15 protein-coding genes are annotated in these 15,829 nt (G+C 69.0%); 10 read left to right on the top strand and 5 right to left on the bottom strand.

What is annotated here, in order from left to right; genetic code table 11:
• Positions 1-11: 11 nt before the first annotated feature.
• Positions 12-1,427, bottom strand: a complete 1,416-nt coding sequence (locus tag OU415_RS07320; protein ID WP_270947817.1) for a methyltransferase — start codon at positions 1,425-1,427, stop codon at positions 12-14.
• A gap of 561 nt (positions 1,428-1,988) precedes the next feature.
• Here OU415_RS07320 and OU415_RS07315 point away from each other — a divergent pair.
• From OU415_RS07315 to OU415_RS07305, 3 genes are read left to right on the top strand one after another with little or no spacing between them, the layout of a single operon-like run.
• Positions 1,989-2,588: a nitroreductase family protein gene (locus OU415_RS07315; protein ID WP_270947816.1), complete on the top strand. Its 600-nt coding sequence runs from the start codon at positions 1,989-1,991 to the stop codon at positions 2,586-2,588.
• Positions 2,575-2,877: a DUF6092 family protein gene (locus tag OU415_RS07310; protein WP_270947815.1), complete on the top strand. Its 303-nt coding sequence runs from the start codon at positions 2,575-2,577 to the stop codon at positions 2,875-2,877. The genes OU415_RS07315 and OU415_RS07310 overlap by 14 nt, the downstream gene beginning before the upstream one ends.
• Before the next feature lie 37 nt (positions 2,878-2,914).
• Entirely contained in the window at positions 2,915-3,625 is a 711-nt protein-coding gene (locus OU415_RS07305; RefSeq protein WP_270947814.1) for a tRNA-dependent cyclodipeptide synthase, read from the top strand.
• A 71-nt stretch (positions 3,626-3,696) separates the two neighbouring features.
• On the opposite strand, the gene OU415_RS07300 is transcribed toward OU415_RS07305, so the two are convergent.
• From OU415_RS07300 to OU415_RS07285, 4 genes are all read right to left on the bottom strand, one after another.
• Complete coding sequence (locus tag OU415_RS07300; protein WP_270947813.1) at positions 3,697-4,629, bottom strand: BKACE family enzyme; 933 nt, start codon at positions 4,627-4,629, stop codon at positions 3,697-3,699.
• Between the two features lie 26 nt (positions 4,630-4,655).
• Positions 4,656-5,420 (bottom strand): SDR family oxidoreductase, encoded by a 765-nt coding sequence (locus OU415_RS07295; RefSeq protein ID WP_270947812.1) that lies wholly within the window; start codon positions 5,418-5,420, stop codon positions 4,656-4,658.
• Between the two features lie 28 nt (positions 5,421-5,448).
• On the bottom strand, positions 5,449-6,753 hold the full coding sequence (locus tag OU415_RS07290) for an MFS transporter (protein WP_270947811.1): 1,305 nt from the start codon (positions 6,751-6,753) through the stop codon (positions 5,449-5,451).
• 63 nt (positions 6,754-6,816) lie between these two features.
• Positions 6,817-7,878, bottom strand: a complete 1,062-nt coding sequence (locus tag OU415_RS07285) for a LacI family DNA-binding transcriptional regulator (RefSeq protein ID WP_270947810.1) — start codon at positions 7,876-7,878, stop codon at positions 6,817-6,819.
• 304 nt (positions 7,879-8,182) lie between these two features.
• On the opposite strand from OU415_RS07285, the gene OU415_RS07280 reads away from it, so the two are divergent.
• The 7 genes from OU415_RS07280 to OU415_RS07250 all read left to right on the top strand — a co-directional run bounded on the left by OU415_RS07280 (position 8,183) and on the right by OU415_RS07250 (position 15,803).
• Positions 8,183-9,667 (top strand): FAD-binding protein, encoded by a 1,485-nt coding sequence (locus tag OU415_RS07280; protein ID WP_270947809.1) that lies wholly within the window; start codon positions 8,183-8,185, stop codon positions 9,665-9,667.
• The gene (locus tag OU415_RS07275; protein ID WP_270947808.1) at positions 9,667-10,197 is read left to right on the top strand and encodes a VOC family protein; all 531 of its coding nucleotides are present in this window, start codon (positions 9,667-9,669) and stop codon (positions 10,195-10,197) included. The genes OU415_RS07280 and OU415_RS07275 overlap by 1 nt, the downstream gene beginning before the upstream one ends.
• A 32-nt stretch (positions 10,198-10,229) precedes the next feature.
• On the top strand, positions 10,230-10,472 hold the full coding sequence (locus OU415_RS07270; RefSeq protein WP_270947807.1) for a hypothetical protein: 243 nt from the start codon (positions 10,230-10,232) through the stop codon (positions 10,470-10,472).
• A gap of 172 nt (positions 10,473-10,644) precedes the next feature.
• The gene (locus tag OU415_RS07265) at positions 10,645-11,352 is read left to right on the top strand and encodes a DsbA family protein (protein WP_270947806.1); all 708 of its coding nucleotides are present in this window, start codon (positions 10,645-10,647) and stop codon (positions 11,350-11,352) included.
• A complete protein-coding gene (locus tag OU415_RS07260; RefSeq protein WP_270947805.1) occupies positions 11,349-12,212 on the top strand; it encodes a cytochrome c biogenesis CcdA family protein in 864 nt (287 codons plus the stop codon). Before OU415_RS07265 ends, OU415_RS07260 begins: the two co-directional genes overlap by 4 nt.
• Before the next feature lie 380 nt (positions 12,213-12,592).
• A complete protein-coding gene (gene lanL, locus OU415_RS07255) occupies positions 12,593-15,358 on the top strand; it encodes a class IV lanthionine synthetase LanL (protein WP_270947804.1) in 2,766 nt (921 codons plus the stop codon).
• A gap of 106 nt (positions 15,359-15,464) precedes the next feature.
• A complete protein-coding gene (locus tag OU415_RS07250) occupies positions 15,465-15,803 on the top strand; it encodes a hypothetical protein (RefSeq protein WP_270947803.1) in 339 nt (112 codons plus the stop codon).
• Positions 15,804-15,829 lie beyond the last annotated feature (26 nt).

Genomic DNA, 15,829 nt, shown 5'->3' with positions numbered 1-15,829 from the left:
CGGGGAGCCGGTCACTTGACGCCGATGACCACGAACTCGTGTCCGGTGAGGTGCTCGACGCGAGACGTCCGGAACCCGGCTCCGCCGAGCCATTCCTGGCAGTCCGCACCGGTGTAGTCGTAGCCGCCCGGGCTGAGGACGTGCATGTGCAGGCTCATCATCAGGCCGAAGACGTGGTGGCGCCGCTCGTCGTCGATCAGCGTCTCGTAGATCACCGCGGTTCCGCCAGGAGGTAGCGCTTCGAAGGACTTGCGCAGCAGCATCCGCTTGGTGTCGAGGTCCCAGTTGTGCAGGACGTGGCCGAACACGTGGACGTCCGCTGCCGGGAGCGGATCGGTGAGGAAGCTCCCCGCGGTGAACCGCATCCGGTCTTCCAGCCCGTGGCGCGCGGCGGTATCGGCGAACAGCGGCGCCAGCGCGGGGAGGTCGAAGCCGGTGGCGGTCAGGTGGGGATGGCGCACGAGCACACTGGCCAGCAGTGCTCCGCCGCAGCAGCCGATGTCGGCAACCGTGCGGTGCTGCTGCCAGGGAAACCTTTCGGGGAGCGTGCGCATGACCGGCACGAGGCCCCCGATCATCGCTCGTTCGAACCTGCGCAGCTGGTCCGGCTCCAGGTAGATCTCGTCGAAGGCGTTCTCCTGCTCACCGGTCACGACCCACTGCGGAACGCCGTCGGTGAGTGCTTCGACGAGGTGCGCCCACGCCGGGTACCACTGGGACTCCGCTTCTTCGAGCACCCCGCCGACGTACTGGTGGGGCTTGCCGGAGTCGAGGAACTCCTCAGCGGCCGGGGCGTTGCGGTACACCGAGCCGTCCCGGTGGAGCAAGCCGAGCGCTACCAGCGAGTCGAAGAAGTCGCGTGCGCCGCGCTCGTGGACGCCGGTGCCGGCACGCAGTTCGGCGAGTTCGAGGGGCCGACCGGCCAGCGCGGTGAACACGCCGAGCCGCACCGCGGCGAGCACCGCCTTGGAGCGCCAGAAGCCGAGGCCGAGCTGGATGATCCCTTCCGGCGAGTTCGGCGGTTCGTCGTCGTGGCGCAGGATCCGGCGAACCTCGGAAACGTCGTGCAGGTCTTGGAAGTGGGTGGCCTTGCCGTCGTCGAGGCGCCAGGAATGGGCGAACGGGACGGTGCAGGACCGGCCGCCGCGAGTTCCCCGCAGGCGGTGCTCGCCGAACACCGCGATCCGGTCATCGGATTCGACGAACTCGTGCGGCTCGACGTGCACCTCGCTGAAGGTGCTGTTAGCGCGGGCCAGGAACGTCCGGACGTCGTCGTGGCCGCGGACGGTGCCACCGAGGCCGAAATCGGACATTCCGGTAGGGGAGGTCCATTCGATGTCCGGGGCGAACGCGTTGAACGCCGCATCGATGTCCCCGTGGCGGAATGCCGAGTACGAGAACCGGACGATATCCGCGTTCGTCGACATGGTGGTTCTCCTTCTCGCCTGCCGGGCGAACGGGGTTTCGCGGAAGAGGGCGGGATCGACCGGAGGCTAGCAGTCGCGGGGCCCCATTCCGCTCCGGTGCGCGTGCAGGACGACCGGTACGGGTGAGAGCCGAACTCGGTCGGACGGTCCCGGTCTTGACCATCCAATGTGGACCAGATCGGCTTGGCTGGTCCGGGAATGGTGGGAAACTTGAAAGGTTCTATCTGTTTGCGGAGTCAATCGGGTGACGCTGAAGCCTTCGCCGCGCAGCGCCATCCCGCGTGTGCCACCTTCGAATGGTGCAACGTCGTCCCTCACGCTCCAGGTAGTTTCACGTCTGACCCGGCGGTTTCCGCAGCGTGCCAACGGAACTCGCACCCGCGGTAGCGGTGCCCGGGAACCCGGTCGAACACCGGGAGCGCAACGACCACTTCCACTCGTCCACCTCAGGACCTCGAGCGCGCGCCGAACTCCGATCGTGCGGCGGAGTCGGCCGCGTGCCGAGGACGTGCCCAGCCACCAGTCCGAACTCCCCATCAACACGTGAAGGAGGGGCGGCCCGTGAGCGCCGGCCACATGTCGGACGTCCTGCCACACCGCGCAATCCCGTCGCAGGGGCGGCTGGACGTCTTCGAGACCATCCGGACCCGCCGCGCAGTTCGCGCCTACACCGCTGAAACGATCGACGACGAGTCGGTGGACCGGATGGTCGACGCGATGCTCGCGGCCCCCACCGCGTCCAACAAGCAGGCGTGGGGCTTCGTCGTGGTCCGGAACCCGGTGCTGGTGCGCCGCATCCGGGCGTTCGCTCCGGGGATCATCGGCGTTCCCCCGCTGATCCTGGTCGCGTGCTTCGACTCCGGACGGGCGCCGGACGACGCCCGCATGCCGGACGTCGGAGTGCTCTGCGTCGCGATGGCGGTCGAGAACTTCCTGCTCGCCGCGCACGCGCTCGGGCTCGGCGGGTGCCCGGTCAGCAGCTTCCTGGCGAAACCCGTCCGTGCTCTGCTGCACCTGCCGGACCACCTGGCTCCCGTCCTGGTGGTCCCGGTGGGGCACCCGGCTCAGGAACCGCGGCGCTCGCAACGCCGGAACAGAGGAGAGGTCGTGAGAGATGAAACCTGGGGCCGAACAGCGTCCGGAACCGGTGCACCTGCGTGAGGAAGTGGTGCTGCTCGCGGCCTACTTGCTGAGCAGCGGTCGGCGCCAGGTCGAGGAGACGCCCGAGTACGCCGTGTACCGCCTCCTCGAAGGAGCGCGGCGCTCCCTGGAGCTGCTGGACTGCTGCGGCGGGGACGGCCCCTCGCTGGCTTCCGTGCGCGCCCGGCTGGCCGCGCTCTTCGACGGTCCTCCTGCGCAGCACGACTTCGCAGCGCTGCTGGATGACCTGTGCCAAGAGGTGGTTGAAGCGCTCCAGGCAGCTGCACCGCCCGTCGAGCACGCCCCGTGAGGACTCGTGCGCGGTGACACGACAGGACGGAGAGGCGATGAAGACCAACCTGCAGACGGGCCCTGTGCACGGTTTCGAAGTCGAGCCCATCAGCGCCCGGTGCCGCGAGATCTGGGAGCGGGGCGAGCACGTCCTGATCGGGGTCAGCACCGGCAACAGCTACTTCTCCCAGGAACGCCTGACCTCCCTGGCCCGGTGGGCGGGCCACTTCTTCGACCAGATCGACGTGATGTACGTCGACACCTGCATCGAGGGAACGCTGATCAGCAGCGGTTTGACCGCCCACGAGGCGTCGCGGCTGGTCAAGTCCAGGCTGCGGGACATGCGGCGCAAGCTCCGGCGCGTCGTGGAGAGCCTCGGCTCCACCGCTGACCGCGTGCGAGTGCGCCCCCTGTCCGAGTTCCTCCAGGAGGACGCCTACCAAGCGGTCCGGCGCCGGACCGAGGAGGAGCTGGCCCGGAACCCGCAGTTCGCCTCGGTCTGCGAAGACATGGTCCGCCGCTACCTGGCGGGGAAGTGCGCTGACGGCCGCTGCACGCCGGAGGGGGTGCGAGCGGGCATGGACTACCTCTTGGCCGAACTCCCGTTCTTCCTGGACAGCCCCAACCTCTTCGACGTGCGGTCGTCGTCGGCCTGCTACCACGTCTCAACGCCGCTGGTGGAATACCTGGTCCAGGCCAACAGCGACGTCCTGCCCGCATCGCGCAGCCACGGTTACCTGGTCGTCAAGCCCGCCGAAGCGCAGTAGCTCGACGCAGCTGATCCCCGCGCGGTCGCCGCGGGCCGGAGCCTGCGCCCGGCTCCGGCCCGCAGCACGACTCAGAAGCCGACTTTGTCCTTGCCCTTGAGGTGGAGGATTTCGCGGGCTTCGTCGGGGGTGGCGACCTCGAGGTTGAGGGCTTCCAGGACCGTTCGGATGCGGGTCACCTGGTCGGCATTGGTCTTGGCCAGTTCTCCCGGGCCGATCCAGAGCGAGTCCTCCAGGCCGACGCGGACGTGGGAGCCCTGGGCCGCGCCGATGGTGGCCAGCGGGATCTGGTTGCGGCCCGCGCCCAGGATCGACCACTGGTAGGCGTCGCCGAGGAGGCGGTCGGCCGTGCGGCGCATGTGCATCAGGTCCTCGGGGTGTCCGCCGATGCCGCCCAGCAGGCCGAACACCGACTGCACGAACAGCGGGCCCCGGACCAGGCCCCGCGAGGCGAAGTGGGCGAGGTTGTTGAGGTGCGAGATGTCGTAGCACTCGAACTCGAAGCGGGTGTCGTTGTCCGCGCCGATGGCCAGGATCGCTTCGATGTCGGCGAAGGTGTTCTTGAAGACCAGGTCGCGGCTCTTCTCCAGGGCCTCGCGCTCCCAGTCGTGGCGGAACTCCTTGAAGCGGTCCAGCATCGGGTACAGGCCGAAGTTCATCGAGCCCATGTTCAGCGACGCCAGCTCGGGTTTGAACTCCGCGGCGGGCCGCATCCGCTCCTGCACCGTCATGTGCGGCGAGCCGCCGGTGGTGATGTTGACGACCGCGTCCGTGTGGGCCTTCAACTGCGCCAGGATCGGTTCGAAGTGGGCCGGATCCTGCGACGGCCTGCCGTCCTCGGGATCGCGGGCGTGCATGTGCACGATCGCCGCGCCCGCTTCGGCCGCGCCCAGCGCCGCTTCGGCGATCTCGGTGGGGGAGACCGGCAGGTGTTCCGACATCGACGGGGTGTGGATCGCGCCCGTCACCGCGCACGTGATGATGACCTTGCGAGTGGTAGCCATCCGGGTCAAACCTCCACAGTGGATCGTCAGTAGAGCTTCTCGGTGTTGCCGTCGACGGCCATCGCCTGGCCGTTGACGTTGCGGGCCATCGGGCCGGCCAGGAAAGCGGCCATGTCCGCGATGTCGTCGGCGGTGACCAGCCGGCGCATGGACGACTGGTCCTGGTAGGTGGCTGCGATCTCCTCGACCGGCTTGCCCAGCATCTCGGCCTTGGCCTCGATGACCGCGCGGATGCGGGGGCCGTCGACCGCGCCGGGGCAGATCGCGTTCGCCCGGATCCCCTCCGGGCCGAGTTCGATGGCCAGGGTCTTGGTGAAGCCGACCACCGCCCACTTCGACGCCGAGTACGCGCTGCGCCCGGCCATGCCGAGCCGGCCGGCGGCCGAGGACAGGTTCACGATGGACGCCTCGGACGACTCGCGCAGCAGCGGCAGTCCGTGCTTGACGCAGTAGAACTGGCTGTGCACGTTGACCTCGAAGGTCTGCGCCCACGCCGCGCTGTCCAGGGTCTCCACCGGCCCGGTCGGACCGGCGATGCCCGCGTTGTTGACCAGCACGTCCAGGCCGCCGAGCTCAGCGCGCACGGCGCCCATCAGCTCCTCGACCTGCGCTTCGCTCGATGCGTCCGAGACCCGCGCGGCCAGCCCCCGCGCTTCGGCCGCCCGGACCGAGTCCTCGTCGATGTCGGTGACGAGCACCCGGGCCCCCAGCCCGGCGAACCGGCCGGCGATCGCCAGCCCGATGCCGTTCGCACCGGCGGTGACGAGCACCCGCTTTCCCGAGAAATCCACTTCTCGCACCCTTCCTGGAACTCCGTTGTCACGAACGCTTTTCGGCGTCGCCGTGCTTGAGGAAGAACGACAGCGCGGTGCCGATGGCGCACACGCCGACCACGAACCACAGCCCGGACAGCTTGCTGCCGGTCAGATCCTCCATCGCCCCCATCACGTACGGGCCGAGGAAACCGCCGAACAGCCCGATGGTGTTCACGAACGCGATACCGCCGGCCAGCGTCGCCCCGCTCAACCGCGACGCGGGGAAGGTGAACAGGATCGGCTGCATCGCGAAGAACGAGAACGCGCCGAGGCAGAACCCGATGAGCCCCACGACCGGACCGGCGACCGCGCCCAGCGCGAAGCCGACGCAGATCCCGCCCATCGTGATGTTGACCAGCTTGCGGGAGCTGCGGCCGTCGGTGGCCAGCCGCGGCACCAGGAACGCGCCCAGCCCGGCGAAGATCCACGGGACCGAGGTCAGCAACCCGATCTGCAGCGAGGACAGCTGGCCGTAGGTGCCGATGATCGACGGCAGGAAGTACGACAGCGCGTACACCGCGATCTGCTGCGACAGGTAGACCGCGACCACCAGCAGGATCTGCTTGTCCCGCCACACCTGGCGCATGCTGTGCGTGCCGGAGGCCTCAGCGCCCGCCTCGTCCTCGGCGGCGATGCGGCGCTGCAGGTCCTCGGCCTCGGCCGCGGTCAGGAACTTCGCCTTCTCCGGCCGGTCGGGCAGCTTCTTCCACACCACGATGGCGAAGAAGCAGGCCGGCAGGCCCTCGATCAGGAACATCCACTGCCAGCCGTGCATGCCGCCGACCCCGCCGAGCTGGAGCAGCAGGCCGCCCAGCGGCGGGCCGAGGATGCTGGCCGCGGACACCCCGAGCAGGAACAGGCCGTTGGCCCTGGCGCGGTCGGCGCGGGTGAACCACTGCGTCAGCAGGTACATGACGCCCGGGAACAGGCCGGCCTCGGCCGCGCCGAGCAGCAGCCGCATCACGTAGAACGACCACTCGCCCTGCACGAAGGCCATCCCGGCCGAGATCAGCCCCCAGGTGACCATGATCCGGGTGATCCAGAACCGCGCCCCGACCCGGTGCAGGATCAGGTTCGACGGGATCTCCGCCAGCGCGTAGGTGATGAAGAACAGCCCGGCGCCGATCCCGTAGGCGGTGGCCGAGATCCCCAGGTCCACCTGCAGGTGTTCCTTGGCGATGCCGATGTTGGTCCGGTCCAGGAAGCTGATGACGTAGGCCCCGATGAGCAGCGGGAGCAGCTTGCGGAAGATGACTCTGTTGAGCTCGGCGGGCGAGCGCATCACCGATTCCGGCGCGTTTTCGGGCATGGCGTGACCTTCGGTTGTGCTCCGGTGACTCGGAGGATCGGGTTGGTCGTTCGGGAATCCGCTTCAGCGGCGGGATTGCGCGGTCGGTTCGCAACCGCAGGTGCGGCCGATGTGCAGGCGGTGCGCGCACACCAGCGATTGGTAGCTGTTCGACGGGTTCTCGATGCGTTTGAGGAGCATGCCGAAGGCCTCGCGGCCCATCTCCTCGTGCGGTTGCATCACGGTGGTGAGCCCGATCAGCCCGGACATGCTGTGCGGGATGCCGTCGTTCCCGGTCACCGCGACGTCCTCGGGCACCCTGATGCCGTGCTCCACGGCGTGCTCCAGGATCCCGATCGCGAGCTCGTCGCTGCCGCACACGATGGCGCTCGGCGGGTTGTCGCCGCCGAACAGGCGTTCCGCCGCACGACGGCCGCCGTCGCTGTTGAGCTCGGTGCTGATCTTGCGGTCGCCGGTGATGTCGACGCCGTGCGCGCGGGCTGTCGCCACGAAGGCCTGTTCGCGGGCCAGCGATGCCGAGGAGAACCGCGGTCCGATCACGACGGCGATCTCGGTGTGCCCGTGCCCGAGCACGTGCTCCATCAGCGACGTCGCGGCGGCGGCGTCGTCGATGCCGACGAAATCGCCCTCCAGGAACTGGGATCGCCGCGACAGGTAGACGTAGGGGATCCGGGCGGCGCGCAGCGTCCGCAACGCGGTGGCGTCCTCCCGGAACGCTGCGCTCAGGACGACCCCGTCGACGTTGCGGTGCACCAGGCTGTTGGAGACCTTGCCCAGCGTCTCGAGGTCGTCCTGGGTGGTCGCGACGAACACCTCGTACCCGGCGTCGGCGGCTGCGGAGACGATGCTCTGCGCGAACCGGGGGTAGGTCGGGTTGATGATGTTGGGCTGCACCAGCCCGATGACTCGGGTGCGGTTCGGATCGGCCGGTTCTCCCCGGTTCGGCGGGCGGAAACCGAGCTCTTCGGCGACGGCGAGGACGTGCCGGCGGGTTTCCGGCGCTACCCCGCCCTTTCCGTTCATCACGTAGGACACCGCTGCCGTGGACACCCCGGCGGCGCGGGCCACCGCCGCCGCCGAGACGGTGCCCGGCCGGCGTGCGGAGCGACGGGTCGCGATCTCCACAGCCGAGTCTCCCTTGACGTGATCCGGATCTCCAAACCGCAGTGAACCTAAGTCGCCAGCTGAACGTTAAGCAACATTAAGTTCGCAACGTTCTGACCAGGCCAATCGGCCCGGCACGCGGTTGCGGGCACGCCCCGCGACGGTGCGCTGACGGTCCGCGACTCCGAGAGGGGCGAGTGCCGGGCGGCCGGGGCTCATCTCAATCTGCGGTCCCGATGAGCGGAACTGGCCGCCTGTCGACCCGTCCGAGAGGTCGCACAATGCGTCGACGGCTTCGTTGACGCGATGCGAACCAGGAGTTGCGGTGACTGCACAGATCCCCGACACCGTCGATGCCGGTGACGTAGCGGAATGGTCCGACGAGGTCGACGTGCTGGTCGTCGGCTTCGGCATCGCGGGCGGCTGCGCCGCGGTCAGCGCCGCGGCCGCCGGGGCGCGGGTGGTGGTCCTGGAACGAGCAGCAGCGCCGGGTGGCACCACGGCGATGGCGGGCGGGCACTTCTACCTCGGCGGCGGCACCGCCGTGCAGGAAGCCACGGGGCACTGGGACAGCCCGGATGAGATGTACAAGTACCTGGTCGCGGTGTCGCGGGAGCCCGAGCACGACAAGATCCGGGCCTACTGCGACGGCAGCGTCGAGCACTTCAACTGGTTGGAGGGCTTGGGCTTTCAGTTCGAGCGCAGCTACTACCCGGAGAAGGCGGTCATCCAGCCCGGCACCGAGGGGCTGATGTACACGGGCAACGAGAAGGTGTGGCCGTTCAAGGACCAGGCGGTGCCCGCGCCACGAGGCCACAAGGTGCCGGTGCCGGGTGACACCGGTGGGGCAGGCCTGGTGACCGAGCTGCTGGTGAAGCGGGCCGACGAGCTGGGCGTGCAGATCCGCTGCGAAACCGGCGCCACGGCGCTGGTCGTCGACGGTGGAGCGGTGGTCGGCGTGCGCTGGCGGCGCTTCGACGAGACCGGGACCATCCGGGCCAAGACGGTCGTGCTGGCTGCCGGCGGCTTCGTGATGAACAGCGACATGGTGGCCGAGCACGTGCCGAAGCTGGCCGAAAAACCTTATGTGCTGGGAAATACCTACGACGACGGGCTCGGCATCCGGCTCGGCCGGTCGGTCGGCGGGGCCACCAAGCACATGGACCAGGCGTTCATCACCGCTCCCGCGTACCCGCCGTCGATCCTGCTGACCGGGATCATCGTGAACAAGCTCGGCCAGCGCTTCGTCGCCGAGGACTCCTACCACTCGCGCACTTCCGGGTTCGTGATGGACCAGCCGGACAGCGCGGCGTTCCTGATCGTCGACGAAGCGCACCTGCGGCCTCCCGAGACCGCGCCCGACGGTGCGGGCGGCGACCCGCTGGTGCCGTTCATCGACGGCTGGGAGACGGTCGAGGAGATGGAAGCGGCGCTGGGCATTCCGGCAGGTGCGCTCGTGGCGACCCTGGACCGGTACAACGAGAACGCCGCCGCGGGAGAGGATCCGGACTTCCACAAGCAGCCGGAGTTCCTGGCCCCGCAGGACACCGGGCCGTGGGGTGCGTTCGACCTGTCGCTGGGCAAGGCGATGTACGCCGGATTCACGCTGGGCGGTCTGGCCACCTCGGTCGACGGCCAGGTGCTGCGGGCCGACGGCAGCGAGGTGCCCGGGTTGTACGCGGCGGGTGCGTGCGCCTCCACCATCGCGCAGGACAGCAAGGGCTACGCCAGCGGCTCGCAGCTCGGCGGGGGATCGTTCTTCGGCCGGCGCGCCGGCCGGCACGCGGCGGAGAGAGCGCGGAGCCTGTGATGCACCAGCCAGAACCTGCGATGCAGGTCGGATACGTGGTCGCTGATCTCGACGCCAGCATCCGGTATTGGCTGCAGCACACCGGAATCGGTCCGTGGACGGTGTTCCGCGGGGTGGAGCTCGACGGCCGCTACCAGGGGCAGCAGGTCACCGTCACCATGGACGTGGCGATGGGCTACTCGGGCGAGCTCCAGATCGAGCTCATGCAGATCACGTCCTCGACGCCGTCGCCGTACGCGCACGAATCCGGCGCCCCGAAGCTCGGCCCGCACCACCTCGCCTGGATCACCGACGACCTCGACGCGTCGGTCGCGCAGGCGCGCGAACGGGGACTGGAGGTGCTGTTCGCAGCGGAGGGATCGGGCACGCGGATCGCCTACCTGGAGTCCCCGGAGCAGCCCGGTGTCGTCTTCGAGCACATCCAGGGCGAGGGGCTCCGGGAGATGGTCGCCCACGGCATCGAGCAAGCCCGCACCTGGGACGGCACCGATCCCGTGCGCCCGGTCGTCCCGGAACCACCGAACCGCTGAAGGAGAAGACCCGCATCGATCCGGGCGGGCTCATGACGACCGAGAAGATGTGCACGGGCAGCTTCGCCTACACGCGGGACGACTTCCAGGCGGTCATCGAGGCGGTCGCGGACGGTCGGATCGACCCGTCGCCGCTGGTCACGAGCCGCATCCGCCTCCGCGAAGTGGTCGACAGCGGAATCGAACGCCTCCTCGGTCCGGACGCGACACCGAGGTCAAGATCCTCATCACCGCCTGAGCCGCTGCCCGGTCGTGAGTGTTTCGGGGTGTCCTAGCGCCCCAAAGCACTCACGACCCGAGGTGCGCCGATTTGAACCGGCGTTGTGCGGGCACCCTGGTCCCAAGGGGGGAACACGGGGGGCGTCGTTGGTGTGCGCTGACCCAGCCTCGATCTACTGCGCGACGCGGTAGAGGCGCTTGCCCAGGCGTGCGAAGGAGTGGTCATCGGTGGGCAGAGCAAGTGCGCAGCGGAAACGGCTGAGCGTGATCGCGGGCGTGCTCGCCGCCGCGGTGGTGGGAGGCCTGGTCTACCTGCTCGTTCCGATGGGCCGTTCGAACGAAGGTGCGCCGGAGCAGCAGGGGAAGGCGCAGGACAACCCGTTCGCCACGATGGCGCGGCGGACGCCCGGTGATCCGATGGCGCTCGGCAGGCAGGACGCGCCGGTCGTCATGATCGACTACTCCGACTACCGGTGCCCGTTCTGCGCGAAGTTCACCCGGGACCTCAAGCCCGAACTGGTCAAGCGCTACGTCGACACCGGTGTCCTGCGCATCGAGTGGCGGGACTTCCCGATCTTCGGGGCGGAGTCGTTCGACACCGCCAGGGCCGGGCGCGCCGCGGCTGCCCAGGGCAAGTTCTGGCAGTACATGGACGTGGTCCACCGCGACGCCCCGCAGAGCGGGCACCCGGAGCTGCCGCGCGAGAAGCTCGTCGGCTACGCCGGGCAGGCCGGGATCGCCGACATCCCGCGGTTCGAATCGGACATGGACAACCCCGCCACGCTGGGCGCCGTCCAGGCGGACGCCGCGGAAGGGTCCCGGCTCGGCGTGCCGACCACTCCAGCGTTCCTGATCAACGGCAACCCCGTGCTCGGCGCCCAACCCCTGGACCGGTTCATCGACACCATCGAGAAGGCCAGGACGGCCGCTCGATGACCGAGATCGGGCTCCTGGGCGCCTTCCTCGGCGGGCTGCTCACGCTGGTCAGCCCGTGCTCGGCGCTGCTCCTGCCGTCGTTCTTCGCCTACGCCTTCGACGGGTTCGGCAAGCTGGTCGCCCGGACCACCGCCTTCTACCTGGGGCTGGTGACCACGCTGGTCCCGCTCGGCGCCGCCGCCGGACTGTTCGGCTCGCTGCTGACCGAGTACCGCAGCGAGGTGACCCTGGTCGGCGGGCTGCTGCTGATCGCGTTGGGGCTGCTGCAGATCTCCGGCAAGGGCTTCGGGATCTCCGCGGCGCAGCGGATGACCGGGCGCATCCGGCTCTCCTCCGGGCTGTCGGTGTACGCGCTCGGCCTGGTCTACGGGCTGGCCGGCTTCTGCGCAGGTCCGCTGCTGGGCGGCGTGCTGACCGTGTCGGCGGCCGGGGGAGAGGTGCTCTACGGGGCGGTCCTGCTCGCCGTGTTCGCCCTCGGCATGGCCTTCCCGCTGTTCCTGCTGGCGCTGCTCTGGGAGCGCTTCCGGATCGGAGAGCGGTCGTGGGTGCGCGGCCGCGAGGTCTCCATCGGACGACTGCGCCTGCACACCACGAACATCATCTCCGGTCTGGTGTTCGTGGCGATCGGAATCCTGTTCGTGCTCACCGAAGGCGCCGCGAACCTCGGCAGCGTGTCCGATGTGGACACCCAGTTCTCCGTGCAAGCGTGGTTGAGCGACGTCTCCGCAGCGGTCTCGAACGCCGCCGTGCTGGTCGTCCTGGCAGCGCTCGCGCTCGCCGCGGTGCTGTGGAAGCTCGTGCGCATGCGCCGCGCGGAACGCACCGAAACCACCGTCCCGCAGGGCGAGCGGAAGAGCTGACGGGCGCTCGGCTCAGGCGCGGGCAGCGGGCCGGAGAAGGGCTGCAAGTCATCGTTGAGGCTGGCCTCATGCCGGGCGAGCCCGCATCTCTGGTACCTGGAGAGCGCGTTTCCGCTCCGTCGGCTGCATCTTCACACTCGCATTTCAATTCGTTGCTGCGCCGTCTTTCGCGCGTCATTGCCGCGTGACGTCCTGCTGGGTCCGGCTGTGCGACGGGCGGATCGATCTCCGCTCTCCGATCCTGGCGTGGATGCGTCCGCGGCGCAGGGAGCGCGCGGACAGGACATTCGGGGAACGGCGGCAGCACAGAGCTGGTGGACAGTACCGCTGAACCGCATGCGTGCCGTTGCAGACAGCCGGTTCGACGGAGGGGACGAGCGATGCTCGCACTGCACAAGGACAGCCAGATACCGCTTCCGCCTGACGCCGCCTACGGCGTTTCCTATCTCGCGGTGACCGAGGAAATGCGCACGACGTACGCGAGCGAGCCGGCTCGATGGCACATCGAGGCTGATGCGGACCTCCCGACCGCGTGGATCAAGGTCGCTCATGACCGAATCCACCTCCCCGAGCAGGGCTGGAAGTTGCACGTCTCCGCGAGCCCGTGGTCGGCCGAATCGGTGCTCCGGCGCGCGCTTCCCGTCCTGTTCTCCGAGCCGGTCTGCCTGAAAGTCGCCGCCGCTCCCGACGTCCTTGCCGGACTCAACGATGGCACCAGCGGGACGCTCAGCCAGATCGGGAAGTTCATCACGGTCTATCCCAGCGATGACGAGCAAGCCGTCCGCCTGGCAGTTGCTCTGCACGAACAGACCCGGGGGCTCTGCGGCCCACGCGTCCCCTCCGATCAACCGCTCGAGCGGGGCAGCTTGGTCCACTACCGCTACGGCGGGTTCGGCGGGCTGCACGTTCAATCGCCGATCGGCGAGATCACTCCGGCAGTGCGGACGCCGGCAGGCGAGCTCGTACCCGACATCCGCTCCACTGCCTTCGCGCCTCCGGACTGGGCTGTCGACCCGTTCGTGAAAGCCGGTGCAGCCGAGGCCTTGCCGCCTCCTTCTCTCGTGATCGCCGGCCGATACGCGATCGCCTTGCCACTTCACCACTCGCCACGAGGCGCCGTTCACCTCGCTCTCGATGCCCGCACCGCAGGCAGCTGCATCCTCAAGCAGGCATGCTGCGGCGCGCAGCCCGCCCCCGACGGAAGCGACGCACGCGATCGGCTGCGGCGCGAAGCAGCTGTTCTCGAATCCCTCGACCTGGACGGCCGCCTGCCCGAGGTGATCGAGTTGGTCGAACACGACAGCGACCTCTTCCTCGCGATGGAGGACGTGGCAGGAGAGACGTTGGAAGACCGCGTTGCGCGGGAGTCCCGTCGAGGCGTGACGTTGTCAACCGCTCAGATCGTCGGTTACGCATTGGAGCTGACCTCGGTGCTGGGGCAAATCCACGCATCGGGCTATGCCTATCGGGACCTGAAGCCCACGAACGTCATCATCGCGCCAGACGGTCGGCTCCGCCTCGTCGATTTCGAGATGGCGCGTGAGCTCGATGGGAACGTCAACCCCTTGCCCGGCACCGGAAGGTTCGGCGTCGGCACGCGCGGATACATGTCTCCGCAGCAGGCGAGGGGTGAGCTTCCCGCCATCACCGACGACGTGTACAGCCTGGGGGCGCTGCTGTTCTTGATGGCCACGGGCGCTGAGCCCTCGCGCGCGCCTCATCCGTTCGACCTGCTGGAACGACCGCTTCGCCGGCTGAAACCGTCGATCGATGCTGGCGTCGCCGCGCTCGTCCAACGGTGCCTCGACCCGGACCCGGGCTCGCGACCTCCCACGATGGCCGCCGTCGAAGCGGCTTTGAGGGCCATTGGCAGGACTTCCTCCGTCGTGATGTCCAGGCACGGCCCGGAGGCTCCGGAAGAGCTGACCGACGACGCTCGCCGGGCCTCCTACCGGGATGCCGCCGGCCGCCTCGCCAGCGCGCTTTGCGCTGACGCGCACCCGGTGCTCGATGGTGCAGGCGTGGCCTGGATGAGCCCGCACAAGTTTGCGAGCGGGCTGTGGTCGAGGGACCTCTACGTCGGCAGCGGCGGCACGCTGCTGGCGCTGGCCGAACTCGTGGCCAGCTTCGAAAAGCCCGACCACCGCCGCATTCTGGAGGGCGGGGCGCGCTGGCTCGCTTGCGCTCCCCGCCCGGCAGGCGACCCCGTCGCCAGCCTGTACGTCGGAGAAGCGGGGGTTGCGGCCGCGCTGCTGCGCGCCGGACAGGTCCTCGCCAGCGACGAGCTCGTCGCGGAGGCTTCATCCCGCGGGGCTTGGCTGTCCACCCTTCCGTTCGCCTCTCCGGACTTGATGAACGGAACCGCCGGGCGCCTGCGCTTCCACCTCCTGCTGTGGCATGCAACAGGTGTGGCGGAGCATCTTGAACACGCAATCAGCGCTGCGGAACACTTGCTGGAAACGTGCAGTGAAGCCGGCGATCGCGAGCTTTGCTGGGTCATCCCGCCCGGCTACAAGAGCATGAGCGGCACGGCCCCCCTCGGATACGCGCATGGTGCCGCCGGTATCGCGGATGCGCTTCTCGACCTCTTCGAGGTGACTCGGGACGACCGGTACCAGCGCGCCGCGGGGTCTGCTGGCCGCTGGATCGCCCGGCACGCCATCCCCGCGCTCAACGACGGTAGCGGACTTGCCTGGCCCATGTGCGCGGGTGGAGACCCGATGCCCGCCTACTGGTGCCACGGTGCGGCGGGCATCGGACGGTTCTTCCTGCATGCTGACGCCCTGGACCTCCTACCCGAGTCCTGCGCCATGTGGACCGGTGCTGCGCGAGCAACCGCACACGGCACGCGCTGGGCAGGTCCGACGCAGTGCCATGGCCTGGCCGGCAGCATCGAGTTCCTCCTCGATGCCCATCAAGCCACCGGCGACACCACCTACCTCGCGGAGGCTTACGTGCTCGGCGAGCTCCTGATGGCGTTCCGATCGGACGACGACGGGACGCTCCGCTGGCCTTCGGACTCGCCGTGGGTTCGCAGTCCCGATTACATGCTGGGCTATGCCGGCGTGGCACTAGCGCTACTTCGCTTGGCGGAGCCGGGTACGCGGTCCCACGCGCTCGCAGCAGACCGCTTCCGGTCGAAGTGACGCTGCACGTGCGCCCCACGACTGGAAGTGCGGACAGGAGGGGGTGATCCGAACTACCAGGAAGGCATGAGGAACCAAGCACCGGAACGAGAGAAGGAACAAGACCATGGCAACTGCAACGCCGGGCCCCCACGATGCCTACACAGCACGTCAGCGATTGGCAGCGATCAAGGGCCGCGCCGAACTCGACGCCGCTTACGCGGCTGAGGTGCACGCCGACCCGGCCGCCGCCATGCGCGCGGCGGGGTTCGCCGACACCGAGGCCTCGGCCCTGAGCACAGCGCACGCGGCGGCGGCCGACGATCCGGCAGGCGTCCTCGGCACGTGCTTCGACACGACCTGTGCCGTGAGCATTTGCCCGCCCACCTGCGTCGTCAGCATTCCCGCCATCCCCGGAGTGTGCCAACAACCGGGTAGCGACTGCCACATCTTCTCGGTCTTCTAACGGAGGTGTGCGAATGACCCGCGTTC

The sequence above is a fragment of the Saccharopolyspora oryzae genome (assembly GCF_027853915.1).
GTDB classification, from domain to species: domain Bacteria; phylum Actinomycetota; class Actinomycetes; order Mycobacteriales; family Pseudonocardiaceae; genus Saccharopolyspora; species Saccharopolyspora oryzae.
This window is presented reverse-complemented; position numbering and strand designations above follow the sequence as displayed.